General features: G+C 67.1%; 27 protein-coding genes. 7 read left to right on the top strand and 20 right to left on the bottom strand.

The window, feature by feature from the left end; all coding sequences use genetic code 11:
* Positions 1–25: 25 nt before the first annotated feature.
* A complete protein-coding gene (locus QE379_RS03710) occupies positions 26–562 on the top strand; it encodes a hypothetical protein (RefSeq protein ID WP_306997959.1) in 537 nt (178 codons plus the stop codon).
* On the opposite strand, the gene QE379_RS03705 is transcribed toward QE379_RS03710, so the two are convergent.
* The 20 genes from QE379_RS03705 to QE379_RS03610 form a co-directional block, all read right to left on the bottom strand.
* Entirely contained in the window at positions 544–723 is a 180-nt protein-coding gene (locus tag QE379_RS03705; protein ID WP_306997957.1) for a hypothetical protein, read from the bottom strand. The genes QE379_RS03710 and QE379_RS03705 overlap by 19 nt on opposite strands.
* On the bottom strand, positions 720–1100 hold the full coding sequence (locus QE379_RS03700; protein WP_306997955.1) for a hypothetical protein: 381 nt from the start codon (positions 1098–1100) through the stop codon (positions 720–722). The genes QE379_RS03705 and QE379_RS03700 overlap by 4 nt, the downstream gene beginning before the upstream one ends.
* A gap of 74 nt (positions 1101–1174) precedes the next feature.
* On the bottom strand, positions 1175–1519 hold the full coding sequence (locus QE379_RS03695) for a hypothetical protein (protein ID WP_306997952.1): 345 nt from the start codon (positions 1517–1519) through the stop codon (positions 1175–1177).
* A gap of 2 nt (positions 1520–1521) precedes the next feature.
* Positions 1522–1695 (bottom strand): conjugal transfer protein TraR, encoded by a 174-nt coding sequence (locus QE379_RS03690; protein WP_306997950.1) that lies wholly within the window; start codon positions 1693–1695, stop codon positions 1522–1524.
* Positions 1695–3257, bottom strand: a complete 1563-nt coding sequence (locus QE379_RS03685; protein WP_306997948.1) for a DUF935 domain-containing protein — start codon at positions 3255–3257, stop codon at positions 1695–1697. The genes QE379_RS03690 and QE379_RS03685 overlap by 1 nt, the downstream gene beginning before the upstream one ends.
* Positions 3257–4852, bottom strand: coding sequence for a terminase large subunit domain-containing protein (locus QE379_RS03680; RefSeq protein WP_306997946.1), 1596 nt, complete (start codon positions 4850–4852; stop codon positions 3257–3259). The genes QE379_RS03685 and QE379_RS03680 overlap by 1 nt, the downstream gene beginning before the upstream one ends.
* A complete protein-coding gene (locus tag QE379_RS03675; protein ID WP_306997944.1) occupies positions 4849–5421 on the bottom strand; it encodes a phage protein Gp27 family protein in 573 nt (190 codons plus the stop codon). The genes QE379_RS03680 and QE379_RS03675 overlap by 4 nt, the downstream gene beginning before the upstream one ends.
* Positions 5421–5711, bottom strand: a complete 291-nt coding sequence (locus tag QE379_RS03670; RefSeq protein WP_306997942.1) for a hypothetical protein — start codon at positions 5709–5711, stop codon at positions 5421–5423. Before QE379_RS03670 ends, QE379_RS03675 begins: the two co-directional genes overlap by 1 nt.
* Complete coding sequence (locus QE379_RS03665; protein WP_306997940.1) at positions 5708–6016, bottom strand: hypothetical protein; 309 nt, start codon at positions 6014–6016, stop codon at positions 5708–5710. Before QE379_RS03665 ends, QE379_RS03670 begins: the two co-directional genes overlap by 4 nt.
* A gap of 111 nt (positions 6017–6127) precedes the next feature.
* Positions 6128–6625, bottom strand: a complete 498-nt coding sequence (locus tag QE379_RS03660; protein WP_306997938.1) for a hypothetical protein — start codon at positions 6623–6625, stop codon at positions 6128–6130.
* A complete protein-coding gene (locus QE379_RS03655) occupies positions 6618–7241 on the bottom strand; it encodes a regulatory protein GemA (protein ID WP_306997936.1) in 624 nt (207 codons plus the stop codon). The genes QE379_RS03660 and QE379_RS03655 overlap by 8 nt, the downstream gene beginning before the upstream one ends.
* Positions 7238–7669 carry a hypothetical protein gene (locus QE379_RS03650; protein WP_306997934.1) on the bottom strand — a complete coding sequence of 144 codons (432 nt, stop codon included), beginning with the start codon at positions 7667–7669 and terminating at the stop codon, positions 7238–7240. The genes QE379_RS03655 and QE379_RS03650 overlap by 4 nt, the downstream gene beginning before the upstream one ends.
* Entirely contained in the window at positions 7662–7970 is a 309-nt protein-coding gene (locus QE379_RS03645; protein ID WP_306997931.1) for a helix-turn-helix domain-containing protein, read from the bottom strand. The genes QE379_RS03650 and QE379_RS03645 overlap by 8 nt, the downstream gene beginning before the upstream one ends.
* Positions 7967–8239: a hypothetical protein gene (locus QE379_RS03640; protein ID WP_306997928.1), complete on the bottom strand. Its 273-nt coding sequence runs from the start codon at positions 8237–8239 to the stop codon at positions 7967–7969. Before QE379_RS03640 ends, QE379_RS03645 begins: the two co-directional genes overlap by 4 nt.
* Positions 8232–8519, bottom strand: a complete 288-nt coding sequence (locus QE379_RS03635) for a hypothetical protein (protein ID WP_306997927.1) — start codon at positions 8517–8519, stop codon at positions 8232–8234. Before QE379_RS03635 ends, QE379_RS03640 begins: the two co-directional genes overlap by 8 nt.
* Positions 8516–8800, bottom strand: a complete 285-nt coding sequence (locus tag QE379_RS03630) for a hypothetical protein (RefSeq protein ID WP_306997925.1) — start codon at positions 8798–8800, stop codon at positions 8516–8518. The genes QE379_RS03635 and QE379_RS03630 overlap by 4 nt, the downstream gene beginning before the upstream one ends.
* A complete protein-coding gene (locus QE379_RS03625) occupies positions 8801–9181 on the bottom strand; it encodes a hypothetical protein (RefSeq protein ID WP_306997923.1) in 381 nt (126 codons plus the stop codon).
* 2 nt (positions 9182–9183) lie between these two features.
* The gene (locus tag QE379_RS03620; RefSeq protein ID WP_306997921.1) at positions 9184–10542 is read right to left on the bottom strand and encodes an AAA family ATPase; all 1359 of its coding nucleotides are present in this window, start codon (positions 10540–10542) and stop codon (positions 9184–9186) included.
* Positions 10539–12347, bottom strand: a complete 1809-nt coding sequence (locus tag QE379_RS03615) for a Mu transposase C-terminal domain-containing protein (RefSeq protein WP_306997919.1) — start codon at positions 12345–12347, stop codon at positions 10539–10541. The genes QE379_RS03620 and QE379_RS03615 overlap by 4 nt, the downstream gene beginning before the upstream one ends.
* Positions 12344–12646, bottom strand: coding sequence for a helix-turn-helix domain-containing protein (locus QE379_RS03610; protein ID WP_306997917.1), 303 nt, complete (start codon positions 12644–12646; stop codon positions 12344–12346). The genes QE379_RS03615 and QE379_RS03610 overlap by 4 nt, the downstream gene beginning before the upstream one ends.
* 91 nt (positions 12647–12737) lie before the next feature.
* Between QE379_RS03610 and QE379_RS03605 the strand changes: the two genes are divergently transcribed.
* The 6 genes from QE379_RS03605 (at position 12738) to QE379_RS03580 (ending at position 16467) form a co-directional block, all read left to right on the top strand.
* Positions 12738–13433 carry a LexA family transcriptional regulator gene (locus tag QE379_RS03605; RefSeq protein ID WP_306997915.1) on the top strand — a complete coding sequence of 232 codons (696 nt, stop codon included), beginning with the start codon at positions 12738–12740 and terminating at the stop codon, positions 13431–13433.
* Positions 13434–13486: 53 nt separating this feature from the next.
* Positions 13487–14791, top strand: a complete 1305-nt coding sequence (locus tag QE379_RS03600) for a hypothetical protein (RefSeq protein ID WP_306997913.1) — start codon at positions 13487–13489, stop codon at positions 14789–14791.
* Positions 14788–15303 carry a hypothetical protein gene (locus QE379_RS03595; protein ID WP_306997911.1) on the top strand — a complete coding sequence of 172 codons (516 nt, stop codon included), beginning with the start codon at positions 14788–14790 and terminating at the stop codon, positions 15301–15303. Before QE379_RS03600 ends, QE379_RS03595 begins: the two co-directional genes overlap by 4 nt.
* On the top strand, positions 15291–15662 hold the full coding sequence (locus QE379_RS03590; RefSeq protein WP_306997907.1) for a thermonuclease family protein: 372 nt from the start codon (positions 15291–15293) through the stop codon (positions 15660–15662). The genes QE379_RS03595 and QE379_RS03590 overlap by 13 nt, the downstream gene beginning before the upstream one ends.
* 320 nt (positions 15663–15982) lie before the next feature.
* Entirely contained in the window at positions 15983–16189 is a 207-nt protein-coding gene (locus QE379_RS03585) for a hypothetical protein (RefSeq protein ID WP_306997905.1), read from the top strand.
* Positions 16186–16467 (top strand): hypothetical protein, encoded by a 282-nt coding sequence (locus tag QE379_RS03580; protein ID WP_306997903.1) that lies wholly within the window; start codon positions 16186–16188, stop codon positions 16465–16467. Before QE379_RS03585 ends, QE379_RS03580 begins: the two co-directional genes overlap by 4 nt.
* Positions 16468–16473: the final 6 nt, after the last annotated feature.

The following is a 16473-nucleotide window of genomic DNA, read 5'->3' as shown; positions in this document are numbered from 1 at the left end:
ACAGGCTCAAAGCGAGAGAAAATGGATGATTACGCTGCGCGACGGAATTATTGGCGTTACGGCACTGGCTATCCTGAGCGCCGTGTCGATCTCGGTTGCCATCTTTCTGGGCAATGTCGAAGCGGGCGACATCTTGAGCTTTGAAGGTGCTCTCGTCGGTGCAGCCGGTGCGGTTTGGGGCGCACTTTATGTTGAAGGAAGAAAGCGTCGCATATCTGCCTTGGAAGAGCAGCAACCGGTGCTGGATGCGATTGACACCCATATCGGCTCCGTAAAGAGGCTGATTAGCATAAACGGCCTCACAGACGATAACCGACGTGAATTTTTGACAAGCTCCCAGGTCTTCAAAGACGTTTACAGCTTCTATCCGCCAAAACGACCAAGTATCATTGCAGTAAGAAAAAATGTTGAACGCAGTGAGCGCGATTTCAAGCATTTCGTCATCAATCTCGCGTTTATAGTTCACCAATTGGCGACATTGCCCGATGATGTCATATCTATAGGAGATCAGCTTTGTGTGGATCTTCGGAAACTTCGAAATCTTCACGCCAAAACCTCATAAAATTCGATGTCGTGAGGCTGGCCGGTCAGCGACCAGCGGCAACCGGCGCGGCCATCCGCCGCCCAGCCGCCGGGGTGGCCGAAGCGCTCGCCGTTGCGCAGCGTGCCGGTGACGCGTTTTCCGATCGCCTCGGATGGGCAGAAGCCGGGGTTGCGCTTCACAACCGGCCCTCGGCCTGGGCTTCGCGATACTCGTCGCGGGCGTCGGCGAGGCGGTCCTGGAACCAGCGCCAGGCGTAATCGGGGCCGACATCGTCGGTCGCCAGCGAGTAGAAGCGCAGCGCCAGCGCATCCGACCGCTTGAGCGTTCCCGGCTTCCAATCCCGGTCCAGAAAGGCCTTCGCCTTGTCGAGCTGGACCTTCATCTGGTCGAGCTGGTCGTCCCAGCGCTGGCGCACGGCGGCGCGCAGGTCCCAGCCGGTCAGCCAGTACCGGACCATGGCGCGCGGGCATTCGGGCGGCGGCCGGTCGCGGCTGGGAGCGATCCAACCCAGGGGGCGGCGTTCCTCGGACGGATAGGTGTCGTCCAAATCCCTCATGCCGCGCCGGACCCAGGCGGCTGCGATTTCACCGTCGTCCGGCTGGCGCTGGCGGCGGGGCGCTGGACGGCGCGTCACGGCTGCACCGTATCCAGCAGGTCCGCCCCCGCCTGCGACAGGCGCAGGAAGGGCATCGACTCGGCGTTGAGCGACCAAGTCTTCAGGCCCAGTTGCTCGATCAGGGCAGGCCGGTCGCGATGCCGTTGCAACAGCGTTGCAATGGTCCGCCAGCGCACCCCCGTCCGCAGCACGTCGGGGACGTGCCGGGGCGAGGTCGGGTGGACGGCCAGCAACGCGCGGCGCTGGGCGTCGGACAGCCGCGCCCAGCGGGCCCGCCGCTTCGCCGCGCACGCCTCGCACGGGCAGCGGTCCTTGGGCGGAATGTGCGGCAGCACGTCGCGATCCCAGCGGGCGGCCATGGTCAGCGCCCGTCCCGGCACGGCGCGCACCGACCGCCGACCAGTCGGGGCGAGGTCCACCCGCATTCGCGGCATTCCCCAGCCACGCCGACCGGCACCGGCTGGCGCGCATTGGCGATCAGGCGTTCGAGTTCGCGCGTCCCCACCGCGACGGCGATGTCCATCTCGTCGGCCATCAATGCGCCTCCGAACCGGTCAGCGCCTGGACGCGCGCGGCGAAGCTGGCGCGGGCGACCCGTTCGGCCAGGCGCTCGGCGGCGCGGTCGGCGGCGGCGCTTTCCAGCATCGCGATCGCGTCCTCGACCGAGCCCGCCGCCCGGAGCCGCGCGACCAGCGGCGCGATCATCGCAGCGGCGTCGCCGGTCCAGCCCTCGTCCGCCATGATCGCGTCGACCGCATCGTCGATATCGTCGCGATCGGCGCGAATGGCGGGTTCGGCCAGGGCGACCGCCGGGTCGACGGGCACCGCGTCGTCATTGGCGGCGGGGGGCGCGCCGGGTACGGGAGCCGTCCCACCCCGGTCGACCGGCGCGGTCTCCGCCTTGCGGACATAGCCATCGCCATAGCGGTCCTTGAACGACTCGTCGGTGCGGACCCAGCCCAGCTCGGCCAGCGTCTTGTCGGTGTCCGCCGCCGCCTTCAGGTCGTCTTCCTCGGCGACGATGCGGACCAGCATCGGGCTGGCGACGTCGGGCCCGTAATTCAGGTCGGTCCACCAGCGCGCAGGGCCCGCGTTGAAGCTGTCCGACAGCATGTCCGCGTCGGCCTTCACCACCTCCAGCTTGACGTCGGCATGAACCTCGCCCTGGGCGCGGCTCGATCCGTTGTCGGTGGTCATCGTCTGGGACAGGATGATCTTGGCGATGCAGCCGTCCATGTACCGGCAGACGGCGGCGAAATCCGCGCCCGACTGGGCGAGCGTCAGCAGCTCGACGTCCATCCCCGCCGGGATCGCGAAGCCGCTGTCGTTGGCGATCGCCTGGATCGCCGCCAGCAGCTTGTCGATGTCCTTGGCGGTCGACCCGCGCGGATAGGTGCCCTTGGCGGTCGGCACCGAGAATTTGTCGAGGAAGATATTCCAGAAGCGGACGCCGTTCCGCTTGAACAGCGTCGGCCAGTAGAGCCATTCCGCCAGCCCCTCGCCATAAACCTGATCGTCGTCGGTGCCGCCCGCGCGGACGACCCAGAATTTGCGGTCGGGCACCGGCTCGCCCTGCGGCGCGGCGCGGGTCAGCAGGCGCAACCGGTCGTTCCTGTCGAACCGGAACCGGCGGGCATGGCGGACATGGATGGCGCGGCATTTCTCGCCCGGCACCCAATCCAGCAGGCCGTCCAGCGCACCCCAGTTCAGCTCGGCGACCGAGATGCCGTAGAAGCTGGCCCACAGCATCTTTTCGGTGACGAGGTCCCAGCCGACCCGCTCCAGCGTCTCCTTGAACGCCTGGGCGGCCTCGACCGAGCGCGCATCCTCCTCGTCGCCGGGCAGCACGTCCCATTCCCGGCTGACCACGGCACGGATGCGCTGTTCCATGCAGGACTTGACCTGATCGTCCTTGCGGATGCGCTCGTACACGCCCCAGTCGGTCGCACCCCACAGCTTGGGGTCGCGCGGCTGTTGCAGTTCCTGGACGAATGGCCGCGTGATATCGCGCCCGTCGCCGGTCGAGGCGATTTCCATCGACAGGTCCGCCGGAAGGGCGACCGCCTTGCCGCCGCCGCGCTTGTTCTTCTTCGCCATCACCAATCCCCCGCCCGACCGAAGTCGTCGCGTCGCCGGACCGTGCCGAAGCCGGTTTCCGTGTTCTCGTAATCGCCGCCCATCGACCGGGGCTGGCCTGCGGCATGGGTGTCGACCGGCTGGACGTCCTCGTCCGCCGCGCCGACCAGATTCATGACCGCGATCGCATAGTCGCCGTGGCGCTTGCCCTTCGCGCCGTCCTCCTTGCTGGCGACGCGGTCGACGATCCGGGGCACGCCGCGCACCATCTTGACCTGCCGCAGGTCGTCCTTGACGCCCTCGTCGCGCGGGATCGCGATCGTCCGGTCCTCGAACCGCGCCTTCATGCGCGGCATCCGGGCGAGATAGACCGCCTCGGTCGCCATGACCGCCTCGATCCGGTCCGCGCCGAACTTCTCCTGCATGTCCTCGGCAAGTTGCTGGCCGTTGCCGCGCGCGTCCATCTTGCCCGCCGCCCAGAGCGGCAGCGCGTCGCAAAGCCAGCAGAGGATGGCGAACTGGGCCCAGAACGGCACGTTGCGCATCTCCAGCCCCAGCCGGTTCTGGAGGACGCAGGCCGCATCCTCCTGCCCCGCCGCGATGGTCGAAAGGTCGTTGGTCCGGGCGAAGTCCTGCCCCCAGAAGCTGGGGCGATGCGGATCGAACAGCGCGACGACCGGCGCGAGTTCGCGCTCGATCCATTCCGCCAGCCAGGCTTCGCGCCAGGCGCGGACCTCGGCGCGCAGATTGTCGCCGATCGGCGCATCGGCGCTGTCGGCGGCGACCAGCAGCCCGCCCGCCGTGTCCCATTCCTTGCCCAGGGTCAGGCGGACGACGCGGTGTTCGGGCGTCATGCACGCGTCGATCGTCGCGGCGGGCAGGTAGATGCCCGACCCCTTGGCCGGGATGACGTCCAGTTCCTCGTCCGCGCCGTCCTGATAGGTCTTGCGCAGCTCGGCTTCCCAGGCGGCCTCGGCCTCCGGACTCCACGTCTTGCCGGTCCGCTGGCAGATGCGCTTGTACAGCCCCTCCGCCAGGGCGCGGGCGAGCGTGACCCGCTGCACGACGCCTGCGCGTTTCCCAGCGTTGATCTGTTCGATCAGTTCGTTGAAGGGATTGTCCGCGCCGTCGTGCGTCGAGATGACGATCACCCGCCCGCCCCACATGAGCAGCGCGAGCGCGGCCTTCAGCACGCCCCAGAAATCGTCGTGGAACGCGGCTTCGTCGATGATGACGACGCCCTGCATACCGCGCAGCGAGCGCGGCTTGGAGGACAGCGCGACAATCGACTTGCCGGACGGGAAATCGATGCGCAGCGACAGGATGCCGCGTTCCGACCCGTCGTCGAACAGAAACTCGTCCGACTGGGTCGCGGCCTCGTTGAACGCCTTGGCGAAATCGGCGCAATAGCCGATGAATTCGCGCGTCATGTCCTTGTTGTAGGCCAGGTAATAGACGTTCTGGGGCCGCTCGGCAGGCGATGCGGTCAGCACCGCGTCGGCGGCGAAGCCATAGGTCAGGCCGGTGCGTCGCGACTTTTCCGACGCGAACAGCGGGTTCGCACGGCTGAGTTCGATCGCTTCGACCTGATAGGGCAGCAGGACGGCGGTCGTCACGCCGCGAACCCAAGGATGCGGGTGCGGATCGCGGCCAGGGTCGCCTCGCTGGCGCCCGCCGCGCGGCCCGCCTCGGTCGCCTCCGCCGCCGCGCGTTCGCGGGTCCGGCGCGCCTCCTCCTCGCGAATCTTCGACTCGCGCTCGATGTCGATCTTGGACGAGCTGGTCACGTCCTTGACCGCCTTCGCCAGCCGCGACAGCGCCAGGATATCCGGCTTGCCGCCGTCCTCGTCATCCTCGGCGGGCGCGTCCTCGTCGGCGCTGGCGATCGGCAGGATCGCGCGCATCATGACGCTGGTCATGAGCTGGTTCATCATCCGGACCTGATGGTCGTCGGACGATCCGAACTCCTTGCCGAACGCCTGGGAAATGGTCTGGAGGCGGCGTTGCTGCTTCGCCAGCTCGGCGAAATCCTTGGCATAGCGCCCCACCGCCGAGCGCGACCGCTCGGTTCCCAGATCGCGCAGCAGCTCGCAGATATCGTCGATCGTCTGGCCGCGCCCGATCGCGTCGTGCACGGCATCCAGGACGCTCGGCGGCAGGCTCTTGAGGGAGGAGCGGCCAGCCATCACTCACCCGTTTTGTGGCGGTGGATGCCCTCGACCACGCTCAGGCCGCTGGCGACGTCGCGCCCGGCGGACAGGATGCGCGCGACGACGAACGGCCCCAGCCGCTCGGCCCGGACGAGTTCGGCGGCGGCAAGCCAGGTCAGCGAGTCGGCGACGTCGGCACGGGCGATGCGATGGCCCAGGCCGATGAGCAGCAGGTGGAGTTCGTCGTCGTTATGCTCGCCGCCGATCTCCTCCAGCAGGTCGAGGATGGCACGGCGGACGACGGCGGCGCGGGGTGGCGTCATCATTTGCGCAGCCCCTGCTCCAGCAGCGCCTGGAGATAGTCGTTGGTGGTGCCGAGCTGGCGCTGGATCGAGCCGATCCCGCCCTCCAGGCTGCCCATGCGCTCGCGCATCGACGCCAGTTCGGTCTGCAATTCATGGCGCGTCGGCGGCGATTTGCATTCGAGTTCGACCAGCGTCAGTCGTTGCGCATGATCGATCAGCTTGCCGTCGATCAGCGCGCATTTGGCGTCGAGCCGCGCCCCCAACTGGCTCAATTCGGTCTTCAGCGCGAACTGGTTGCGCAGCCAGAAGACGGCCAGTCCGATCAAGATTGGCGTCAGCGTCGACGCGATGGGCCAAATGACCCTGACATATTCCATCCAAAACACGCGTCGGTCCCCGTTGGCGTAATCGGGGACGGCGTGACACAATCGGGGTTTTCAGTCGGGGGGCGCTGGCGCAGCAGGGTCCGGAAACATCTCCAGTTGCCGCGTGTCGACCGGACGTCGCAGCACGAAGACGCGACCGTCGGGTTCGTCGTCCGTATCATTGGCGAGCTGCGAAATATAGCGGGCCGATGTGCGCAGGATGCGCGCCGCATCGTTGCGCGCCAGCCGCTTCTCGCGGACCGCCGCGATGACCGGCGCGCCGCGCGCCCGGAACAGCGCTTCGCGCGCGGTCGGAAACTCCACCTTTTCCCGGCCATAGACCCGTGCCAGCGTCTCGACCGTCTCGGTCGGCAGCACGTCCGCGAAGGGGCTCTTCTCCACCGCGATCGGGACATAGATTTTCTGCCCGCCGAAATGGTCGACGAGCCGCAGCGTGTTGGTCGCGCCGATATGCGCGGCCATTTCCAGCATGAAGGGCGTCCACCCGCGACCCGGCTTGGCGTCGTCCGGGATGGGCAGGTCGTCCAGCCGGGGCAGATCGTCAGCCATTGCCGTCCCCCCCGCGCAGCATCCGGCCCAGCAGCTTGATCGCCTCGTCGGTCTGGCGGTCGGTCCAGCGGGCGGCGGGCAGGTTCAGCCGCTGGCGCAGGAAAGCGTCGGCGGTCCGGCCCTCCACCCGGTTGACGACCAGCAGCTTGGCCCAGATCGCGTCGAGGACGGCGCGGCGGTCCGCCTGGGCGCAGGGCGGCGAACTCCATTCGACGCCTTCGCGCGCGGCCCACGCCTTCATCGCCTCGATCACCGCGATCGCCGCCTTGTGGTCGAGGAAGCGGACCGCATCCACCCCGGTCTGGCGCTTCACCCAGGCGTTGAGCGCCTTTTCCTCGGGGCATTCGACCGCGCGCAGCCAGTAGAGCGACCACCACAGTGCCCAGATCTTGCCGACATGCGCGCGGGTCGAGCCGACCGGGCGCGCCGAGCGCGCCGCGCCGTTGCCCCGGATCGCGGTCAGCACCTTGTCCATGTCGGTCAGGGTCATGCCGGTCAGCGACGGCTTGCCGGTGACGCGGAGCTGCACCGCGCGGCGATCGTCCTCGTCCAGCCCGGCGTCGCGGGCGGCGGCGAAGATGGCGCGGCGACGCGCGGTCATCGGATCGACGGTCATGCGCGCACCTCGGCATGACCGGGGGACGCCAGATCGAGCGCGGTCCGGCAGCGCCCGCATTCCGCCGAGCAGCGCCCGACCAGCCAGGACGTGCCGCCGCACCCCGGACAGATGGTCGCGGGACCATGGTACAGCACCACCCCGCCACGGGCCGGTCGCACCGCGTCATCGGCCAGCGTGACGGGCAGGACGAGCAGCGCGGCGCGGTCGCGGTGCCGGGTGGTGCCGCCCCAGAACGCCTCGCCGGTGGACAGGCAATAGGCGTCGGGCCAGCGGCTGGTGGTGAACCGCACCCCCGGCTTGGAGCCGCCGGGCGAGGTGTCCGCCACCATCGCGCGGTATTCGGTCTTGAAGCCCAGCGTCCCGTCGAACAGGAACGGGCCCGGCGGACATTCGGCCAGCGTGACGCGGCCCAGCGGGTCAGTCATCGGACGTGTCTCCGAAGGCGCGCAGCCGGTCGACCAGCGCGCGAAAGTCGGGATGGAGTTCGCACCGCGCCTCGGCCCGGCGCAGCGCGGTGTGGATGGCGGGATGGCCGCGCCGCATGACCCGCCCGATCGCGGGTAGCGATGCGCCCGTCGCCTCGCGCATCGCCAGGATGGCCGCCTGCCGCGCCAGGACCAGCGGCTTGGTGCGGCACTGGCGCAGCATGTCGTCGACGCTGTGCCCCGTGGCGATCGCGGCGGCGGCGAGGATCTCGCCGAGCTGGCGATCCGGCGCGGCGGTCATTGCAGCGTCCCCCGAACCGCCCGGGGATCGGGCGCGCTCATCGCGTCGGCGACCAGCCCCAGCAGCCGGTTCACCCCGGCGACCGACAGCGAGGCGACCAGCATCGTCCCGTCGCTATGCCGCAGCGACAGCGAGACGATCGCCTCGTCGCCGACCCCGTCGAAGCCGACCGCGATCCCCCCGACCTGCCCGGCCTGGGGCGCGGCCCGGTCCTGGGCGATGGCGGCGGTGAAGCCGCGCATCGGCACCATGCGGATGGTCCTATCCATGGGATCGCTCCGCCCCCCGGTCGAGCGCCTGCGCGTGGAGAAGCTGGGCAACGGTCAGCTCCATCGCAAAGGCGGTGGCGTGGTCTTCGTCCAGCGTGACCATCATCGTGCCCGTGGGGCAGACGACGGTGACGCCGATGACTAGCCCGACGCCCGGCATGGTCACGATGCGGACGCCGATCCCGGTCGTGTCCTGGGGATCGGGCGAGACGGCGACGGGCGCGACGATGATCGGGCTTCCCGCCATCGGCGCGTCGATGCGGCGGTGAAGGACGCTCATGCGTGTTCCTCCACCATGCGGGCGACTTCGCCGGTCAGGCGGTGGCGCTGATGCGTGGCGAGCCTGCCCAGGTCGGCGGCTTTCTTCTCGATCCCCTCGAACAGGTCGCGCAGGACCAGCCCGGCGACGGTCTGGGACGTGTCGGTGCGGCGCGCCTCGTCCGCCAGGGCGGACAGGTTGCGGCGCATGATCTCCAGATCGGCGCGGCCCAGCGGCTTGTTCGCGGCGATCGCGGCGGACACATCGGAAACGAGGTTTTGCAGGTCGGTTGCAAGCGTCATTCAATCCTCCTGTGCGTGGGGATGGTCGGTGTTGTTGGGGCAGGTCGGGCAGGTCCGGGCGAACTGGACGTGGAGCCAGTTGGCGGACCGTTCCCGGCGGCGATTTCGCAGGCACGTCTTCAGCGGCATCTGGCCGTAAAGCGGGCAGATCACTTCCTCGGCGGACAGCGTCGCGCGGACGAGCTGTTCGGCCTCCGGATACGATCCGGCATAGCTGCGGTTGATGAGGCGGCTGACATAACCGGCGGACTTGCCGAGCTGGGCGGCGACGTCGCGCTGGTTGGTCCGGTCGCAGGCGTCCGCCAGGACCACCACCCAGGCGGGCGGCTCCGGCGTCCAGGCGGCGAGCGCCTTGTCGCGGTTGGAGTGGTTAACGAACATGGTTACCCTACCCCCCCGCCCGAATTGACGGTCGTCGACTTTTTCCGGAGCGAGACGGCCCCCGGCGAAATATCGACCCGGCGACCATTGTTGTTGTCGAGGATGACCATCTTGCCGTCCGGGCGGGTGGTGGTCGGGCATTTGGGCCCCGTGTTGCGGGCGAGGCGATACACGCTGGTCCGTCCCGTCTGGCGGAAGCCGCGTTCCACCATCTGGACGTACTTGGCCCGCTGAAGCTGGTCGATGAAGGTGGCGACGGCCCGTGGCGAGGCATTCGTCGTCATTTGCAGGGTAGGCGCGTCGAACGTCTTCAGGACGCGCATCGCGGTCCAGATGCGCTGGCGGGCGCTGCGTTCGCGGATATTGGTCTTCGCCATTTCGCTCCGTCCATCCGGGGGCGTGTCGAGGGATCGGTCCTTGAGCCGAAAGCGCAGCGGCTTGTCCGCACACCGGATGATCGCGCCGCGATCCTGCCAGCGCTTCAAAGCCGTATGGACCGTGTCGTAGGAGCCGGGGCACGCGGCCAGCAGCTCGGGGATGCTGGGCGGCGTGATCGCGGATCGCAGGGCGGACCAGAGCGGACCGGCAACCTGCAATCGGACCCGGGGCGTGCCCTTCGTGGTCAGCAGCTTCACGACGCCTTCCGGATGGGAATGTCGCCGGTCGAGAACGGACGGTGGCCCCAGGTCGCGCGGTCGATCGCGGTCATGCCGTTGGACATGGCCTGGGACTGGACCTCCTGGAGGTTGGTCACGATCCGGCGCGTCACGCCCTTGGTCGCGCGGACGATCGCGTCGACCAGGTCGTCCGCCACCTGGACGCGCGGGCAGTAATAGTCGCGCAGCAGGCAGGCGTCGGCGAGGCTGGACGGCTGGGCGGGGCGTGGCGACCAGGACGCGATTGTCGAACCGCTCCCAGTCCTTGAGCTTGGCGGGGAGCGCTTCCTCCCCGATCAGCATGACGGGCACTCCGCCATGGTCGTGAATGTCGCGGATGATCTCGACGTTCTTGCGGTGAACGACATAGTCGGTTTCGTCGACGATGACCGGCTGCGGTGCGACCAGAAGCTGCTCGATCACCTGATCCAGCAGTTCGTCGGCGGTGCGGCCCAGCCGCGTGATGCCCAGATCCTGGGCGATCGCGCGCAGCATCGACTTTTGCGTCCAGGTCGAGCGGGCGACGACATAGGCCGCGTTGAACCGGGCGGCGATCGTCGCGGCGGCGACCGACTTGCCATAGCCGGACGGGCCGTACAGCAGCCCCAGGCGCGGACTCCCCTGCGGCGCCTCCTGACAGCGCATCATGGTCGCAAGGCCCAGGCGCATGTTGGTGAGCTGGGCGGGTTCATGGATGTTGGTCAAAGCGAACTCTCCTTGAGGGATGATGCGGCGGGCGGATTGCGCCGCGCGGTGAAGTCGGCGGTCAGCAATTTGTGAGCGCGGTATTCGGTGGACTGGGTGAAGATGCGGGCGCGCGAGAGGGCGTCCGGATCGACCGCCTGACCGGCATCGTGGTCGGCCAGGACGCGGTCGGCCTCGGCCATGCGATCCTCGAAACTGCGCGGGGGCCGGGCGGCGGGGCCGGGATAGCGCATCTCGGCGGCATCGATGGCGCTGCTGCTGGGCAGGACGGCGGGCGCATCGGCGATGCTGGCGAGGGTCGGCGTCTGATGCTCGACCGTCCGGACCGGCAACGCGACCAGCTTGCCCGCCTGCTCGGCGTCGCGGCGAAGCACCGCGTTGCGCGCATTCTCGAACGAGAATCGCCGCCGCTTCTCGCGCAGCTCGGCGCGCTGGGCGTTGATGAGCTTGGCCTGATCGCGCCGCGCCTCGACCGCGAAGTCGCGTTCGGACAGGCCGGACCGCTCGGCATTGACGGCGGTCCCGATATACCGGTTGTCCTCGTCGAACACGAACAGCGCGCCCAGATCGTCCTCGTCCCGGCGGATCGTCACCGTGCGGCCGACATGCGCGGCGAGCGGCGGCGTCCAGTAGCGGCCCTTCTTCCAGGTGATGCCGCGTTTCGTGACCTGCGCGGTCCCGACCAGCGCCGACAGCAGCAGCTTGAGCGCGCCTTCGTCGGGGGCTCCCCGCGCCGATCGCGGCGAGTTGGTCCACCGCGCCATCGGCGACGCGCCCAGGCTGGAATGCGTCCGGACGTGATAGACGCCGTCCAGCCAGTTGTTGATGATCGCCTGCAACTCGTCCGCCGTCAGTTCGGGGACGATGACCGGACGCTTGGTTTCCTTGCGGGCACGGGCGCGCAGCCGCTGGGCCTCGGCGACATTGTGGCCGATATAGCCGCCCAGCAGTTCGGCGCGCTCGCGGGTGAAGGTGCCGAACATGCGCTCGACGAACGGCTTCTTGTCACCCGATGCGGGCGGGACCGGATCATGGACGATGCCGATCAGTTCGCAGGCCGAGCGGATGGTGGCGTTGATGTAGCCGGAGCCCTGATCGGTCCGCAGCACTTCGGGCATGACGCCCCAGGCGGTCATCGCGGCGACCAGCGTCCGGCGGACCGACTGGGCGGATTCGCTGTCGACGACCAGATAGAAGGTGCGGCGCGACCAGACGTCGACGATGCCCAGGATCGACTTGCGGCCCTCCTTGGTCATGACGTCCGCCTTGGTGGTGTCGATCTCCCAAATCTGATGGGCGTAGGACACGCTGGCATCGGCGCGGCCCAGGGCGATGCGGTACTTGCTCTTGTACAGGTCGGGATCGCGGACGCTGGCCAGCAACGCGGGCTTGGTCGCCTCCAGCTTGGATATGAAGCGGCGGACGGTGCGGATCGACGGCACCGGATCGAACCGCGCGGTCAGCAGCTCCAGGACCCCGGTCGCCGACAGGTCGCGCTCGGCGATCCATGCCTCGACCGCATCGGCGGCGTCGGGGTTGCGGGTGAAGAAGTCCGAGCCCTTGGGCCGTCCGCGCTGCCCGGCGACCGGCTGGGCGGCGGTGCGGTCGGCATAATCGCGCCGCGCCGCCTCGGGCAGGTCGGCGACGGCGAACAGGCGACCGCCGCCGACGCCCTGCCGACTGATCCAGCGCCACTCGCCCCGGCTGGCCCGGTTGGCGACCGCCGTCCGGTTGGTCGGCAGCCCCTCCAGCTCCAGCGACGCGATCTCCTGCGCGGACAAATATTCGCGACCCAGCAACGTCATGCGCGGGTCTCGGTCCGGGACATGCCGTGCGGCTTGCGAAAGCGGGCTTCCGTCCGGTAGTTATCGACAGGTTGCGGCCGTTTGCGTGAGCCGTCCTCATTGTATCGGGTGGGCCAAATGACCTTGGGGTGTTCGTCGAGTTCCGCCGCAATCGCCGCTTCTGCGGCGCGACGTGGCACGACGAGCGCCCGCCGCAAGGCGTCCTCCTTGATCCCCGCATCACGAGCCACTGACGACAGCGTGCGACCACGCCGCCGTACAGCAGCTTTGATGTCTTCAGGATGCCAGTCTTGCAGCATTTGACGTGCGACGACCTCAGATTTGGTGTGAACACACCATTAAATCCATCATATTTGATGTCAACAGACATCATAATTGATAGGTGCGCCCATGCCCTGGTCTGAGGCAGCGGCGCAGATGCTCCTTGAGATGCTGAAGGGGCGCAGCCAGCAGGAGGCAGCGGAGGCGGCGGGCGTGTCGATCGCCACGTGGCAGAGGACCGTCGCAGGCGCGCGGGAGCCGACGATTTCGGAGCTGGAGAGGCTGGCCGGGCTTCTGCCCGCTGACGGGTTGCCCAAATTGCTGGCGTCGGCGTTCGGGGGCACGTCCTTTGCCCAGCCGAAGATCGCGCAGACGGTCGCGACCGTCACGGCCAAGGCCTCGGAGGGCTTCGTCCAGGTGCCGGTGCATGACGTCCAGGTCGCCGCCGGTGCGGGACGGCTGATCGATCGACTACCGCCGCCCATCTATCATTGGACATTCTCGCGGGACTGGATGGAGGCGAACCTGAAGGGCGTCGGCCAGCTCGTCATGGTCGAGGTGTCGGGCTCCAGCCAGGAACCGGAGCTATCGGACGGCGACCTCGTCGCGGTCGACCTCGACCAGTCACGGCTGCGCGAAGGGCTGTTCGTCGTTCGCCTGGATGACCTGCTGGTCATCAAGCACATCCAGGTCGATGGCCGCATCGTCCGGCTGATGAGCCGGAACCCGCTATATGATCCGGTCGAAATCGACCTGCACGAACCGGGGATCGACGAGCGGTTCGAGGTGGTCGGACGTGCGGTGTGGGCGAGTAAGATGTTGTAAGCATCAATAAGATCGGTTCGGGGAACCATCTAACTGATGTGCTTGGGGGGTCGATGTTCAAAGTCCATATCGCTTTGGAAAAGGGCGGCATTCAGTCATTTGTTGACCAGGTCGAAGCTATTGCTTGGGTTTATCGGGAACGGGATGCGATCGATGTCATGCTAAGCGGGCATGGCGAAGCGACTGCATCTTCAGCGATAAGGGCGATCCGTGACGCTTGGGACAGATTGGCGAGCGTCGTTGGAAACAATGCTCTATTAGCTCAGGGTCTGCCTGGTGATCTTCATGCCGAGGCAGGGATAGTAACGATGGGGTCTCCATCTGGAGAGGCGCTCTACCACATCTTCCTTGAGCATGGCGTCGACGCGTTGGAAGGGGCCGCATACGCCGCAGACATTCCCGTTCAGGATTTGAACTGGGGCAAACTCGATGTGATCGTCGGAATAGAAATTTATCGACAGAGGATGACTTCGTTCAACCCTGTTCCGATGGCCGTCAGAAATGATGTGAAGGACATTCAGAGCCAGCTTGACGGATTGCGTCAACGATTTGCCTCGGCAATGGGTGAACTGGAAAAGCTAAGCGCCGCTGCCGCGTCTGGTTTGGCTACATCCGCGAGCGCGGTCAAAACATTGTCCGCGACGATCGATTCCGCGACTGCTGACGTGAATGCCCATAAGATTGAATTGCAAGCAAGTTTGGGAGATCATTTTAACACGTCGACTGAATCTCTGGATGCCTTATCCTCAAAGGCGAACACCATCGTACAGGATGCAAGCCAGGCTCTCGACGATTGGCGAAAATCACAGATGGAATATATCAGGATTGCGCAGCCCGCAGAGCTTTGGGGTGAGCGAAAGTTGCTTCATGAGAAATCTGCTAAGGGATATGCAATTGCTTCCATTGCCCTCGGAATAGCCGGAACAATCGCGACACCCTTTGTATCTCACTACGCGTTCGGTAGCGCGCGATCCATGCTGGCGGATGCCGTTCCGGGAAGCGCAGAAAAAGCTTCGGCTCTTGCGCAGGCGGGTATCAGACCCACGCTGCATTTCGAGTTGATATTCGCCGGAGCAACTACGCTCTTTTGGCTGACGATGTTTTTCTGGCTCATGCGTATACTTGTCCGCCGATACTCATCCGAGCAGCGGCTTGCGACCGATGCTAGCGGGCGTTCGGCCATGACCTCGACGTATCTAGGTCTTATTAAGGAAGGGGCTGCATCGGACGCGGAGCGTCCGATCGTGCTGGGCGCGCTGTTCCAACCAATCTCGTCGCAGTCTGCAAACGATGACGGCCCCCCTGCCACGTCGATGGCATCGATCGTCGCCGCGATCGTCGCGGGCAAAGGCGGATGAACGGCAAGCTTACCGCCTTGCTGGCAAGTATGGTGATCGGTGGGGGCGCCGCGATAGCTTCGTCGACGTTGTTCTTTGATGAGCAACCCGACCTCGCCGCCTGCGAAGCCCATGTCCGCGCCAACCTTCCCGCCGGGCAGGACTTCCGCCGCCTGGACGTCACGCGGGAAGACACCCCCGCGCTGACCCCGGCGGCGTATCGGGAGCAGGCCGGGGCTTCGGCGTCGGTCCATGGCCTGGGCGAGGCGGAGCGGTTGCGGGACCTGCTCGACGACATGAAGGCGGAGGCGGGCAAGCTCGCCCTGCGGCGGATGGTGCTGACCTATCAGCTCGCGGGCGAGACGCCGCCGCGCCAGCAGATTTGCGCCTTCCGCCTGGTCGAAGGCAAATTGGAAAGCGCGAAGGCACTGCATGAGCAGGCGACGACCGTCACGGGCAAGGCGCTGGACACGCTGGCCGACCTTCAGAAGCGGCCCCGGCAGTCCCGCCCGAAATATTCATGCTGTCTCTGATCGCCGCGATGGCGGCCCAGGCGCTCACCTGCACGCCGATCGCCGTCGATGGCGACACGCTGCGATGCGGGCGGGAGCGGATTCGGCTGCTCGCGATCGACGCGCCGGAAATGCCGGGGCATTGCCGCAAGGGACGGCGCTGCGTCCGGGGCAATCCCTTCGCCTCCAAGGCGTCGCTGTCCGAGGCATTGCGGCCACCGTTCCGCATCCGGCGCGTCGGGCTGGATCGCTACGGTCGGACGCTGGCGACGGTGGCGGGGGCTCGCGGCGATTTGTCGTGCTGGCAGTTGCAGGCCAGGCAGGCGCGCTATCGACGCGACTGGGACGATGGTGGCATGGTGGAGCGGCTATGTCGGTGAAGCTCGAACGGCTGTGGATCATCCTGTCGCTGGCCGTGCTGGTGTTCGCCTGGGCGACCCGTCCGGCGCTGGCGCTGGCCCGCTGGCTCGGCCTGCTCTGACCCGGCCTGCCCAGGTCGCTGCACCGCTTCCGAATATGACCGGCAGGAGGGGCGCTCGACGCTTCGCCCCTTCCATGGGTCGCGCCCAGGCCGGATCGCGGCTGTAGGGGCCTGTACAGCCTGTACACGGCATATGTCGTCGCGGGACGCATCCGCCATCTGGACAACCCGACCCGACTTGATCCATGTTCATGTTCTGTTCTTATGGGAGTCGGAACATTGAAACAGAATTTCGGACTGTGGCTGGTCGCCCAGCATCAACGCGAGGACTGGGTGGGGCTGTTTGCATTTCAGGCGCGCCGGGATCGTGCTTTCCCGCTGGAGGCCGATCCGGCGGGCGTGCGGGCCTATCTGAAGACGAAGGGTGCCGACGCCGACGCGATCGACATGCTGGAGACCGCCGCCCTGGAATGGGGCCGGGCATGAGCGCGCGGGCGGCCTTGGGGGAGGTGGCCCTCGATCCTCTGCTCTACCCGACCGACGAGAATCCCCGCTGGCGTTTGCGGGTCTTCGACAATTGCTGGCCATGGCGGGCGACCCGGCGCGAGGCGCTGCGCGATGCGATCATGAGCCGGAACGCGCGCCGATGCCCGGACGACCGGCTCATCTACCTGGACGCGGCGGCGGCGATCCAGCGCGACCCGCCGCACCGATATGACCAATGGAAAGCACGGTCGAAGCGCTCACATCAATTTATCGAGTAAGTTTCC

This window comes from Sphingomonas sp. SORGH_AS_0879 (assembly GCF_030819175.1).
Lineage (GTDB): Bacteria > Pseudomonadota > Alphaproteobacteria > Sphingomonadales > Sphingomonadaceae > Sphingomonas.
The sequence above is the reverse complement of the archived record's forward strand: the minus strand, read 5'-3'. Positions and strand labels throughout refer to the sequence as shown.

What these genes read in the sequence shown, in the direction of transcription:
- QE379_RS03655 (WP_306997936.1), bottom strand. Translation starts at nt 7,241, where the DNA reads ATGACCGTCGATCCGATGACCGCGCGTCGCCGCGCCATCTTCGCCGCC.
- QE379_RS03605 (WP_306997915.1), top strand. Translation starts at nt 12,738, where the DNA reads ATGCCCTGGTCTGAGGCAGCGGCGCAGATGCTCCTTGAGATGCTGAAG.
- QE379_RS03685 (WP_306997948.1), bottom strand. Translation starts at nt 3,257, where the DNA reads ATGGCGAAGAAGAACAAGCGCGGCGGCGGCAAGGCGGTCGCCCTTCCG.
- QE379_RS03610 (WP_306997917.1), bottom strand. Translation starts at nt 12,646, where the DNA reads ATGCTGCAAGACTGGCATCCTGAAGACATCAAAGCTGCTGTACGGCGG.
- QE379_RS03595 (WP_306997911.1), top strand. Translation starts at nt 14,788, where the DNA reads ATGAACGGCAAGCTTACCGCCTTGCTGGCAAGTATGGTGATCGGTGGG.
- QE379_RS03670 (WP_306997942.1), bottom strand. Translation starts at nt 5,711, where the DNA reads ATGATGACGCCACCCCGCGCCGCCGTCGTCCGCCGTGCCATCCTCGAC.
- QE379_RS03650 (WP_306997934.1), bottom strand. Translation starts at nt 7,669, where the DNA reads ATGACTGACCCGCTGGGCCGCGTCACGCTGGCCGAATGTCCGCCGGGC.
- QE379_RS03640 (WP_306997928.1), bottom strand. Translation starts at nt 8,239, where the DNA reads ATGGATAGGACCATCCGCATGGTGCCGATGCGCGGCTTCACCGCCGCC.
- QE379_RS03615 (WP_306997919.1), bottom strand. Translation starts at nt 12,347, where the DNA reads ATGACGTTGCTGGGTCGCGAATATTTGTCCGCGCAGGAGATCGCGTCG.
- QE379_RS03580 (WP_306997903.1), top strand. Translation starts at nt 16,186, where the DNA reads ATGAGCGCGCGGGCGGCCTTGGGGGAGGTGGCCCTCGATCCTCTGCTC.
- QE379_RS03630 (WP_306997925.1), bottom strand. Translation starts at nt 8,800, where the DNA reads ATGACGCTTGCAACCGACCTGCAAAACCTCGTTTCCGATGTGTCCGCC.
- QE379_RS03700 (WP_306997955.1), bottom strand. Translation starts at nt 1,100, where the DNA reads ATGAGGGATTTGGACGACACCTATCCGTCCGAGGAACGCCGCCCCCTG.
- QE379_RS03690 (WP_306997950.1), bottom strand. Translation starts at nt 1,695, where the DNA reads ATGGCCGACGAGATGGACATCGCCGTCGCGGTGGGGACGCGCGAACTC.
- QE379_RS03600 (WP_306997913.1), top strand. Translation starts at nt 13,487, where the DNA reads ATGTTCAAAGTCCATATCGCTTTGGAAAAGGGCGGCATTCAGTCATTT.
- QE379_RS03590 (WP_306997907.1), top strand. Translation starts at nt 15,291, where the DNA reads ATGCTGTCTCTGATCGCCGCGATGGCGGCCCAGGCGCTCACCTGCACG.
- QE379_RS03710 (WP_306997959.1), top strand. Translation starts at nt 26, where the DNA reads ATGATTACGCTGCGCGACGGAATTATTGGCGTTACGGCACTGGCTATC.
- QE379_RS03635 (WP_306997927.1), bottom strand. Translation starts at nt 8,519, where the DNA reads ATGAGCGTCCTTCACCGCCGCATCGACGCGCCGATGGCGGGAAGCCCG.
- QE379_RS03675 (WP_306997944.1), bottom strand. Translation starts at nt 5,421, where the DNA reads ATGGCTGGCCGCTCCTCCCTCAAGAGCCTGCCGCCGAGCGTCCTGGAT.
- QE379_RS03695 (WP_306997952.1), bottom strand. Translation starts at nt 1,519, where the DNA reads ATGGCCGCCCGCTGGGATCGCGACGTGCTGCCGCACATTCCGCCCAAG.
- QE379_RS03625 (WP_306997923.1), bottom strand. Translation starts at nt 9,181, where the DNA reads ATGTTCGTTAACCACTCCAACCGCGACAAGGCGCTCGCCGCCTGGACG.
- QE379_RS03660 (WP_306997938.1), bottom strand. Translation starts at nt 6,625, where the DNA reads ATGGCTGACGATCTGCCCCGGCTGGACGACCTGCCCATCCCGGACGAC.
- QE379_RS03645 (WP_306997931.1), bottom strand. Translation starts at nt 7,970, where the DNA reads ATGACCGCCGCGCCGGATCGCCAGCTCGGCGAGATCCTCGCCGCCGCC.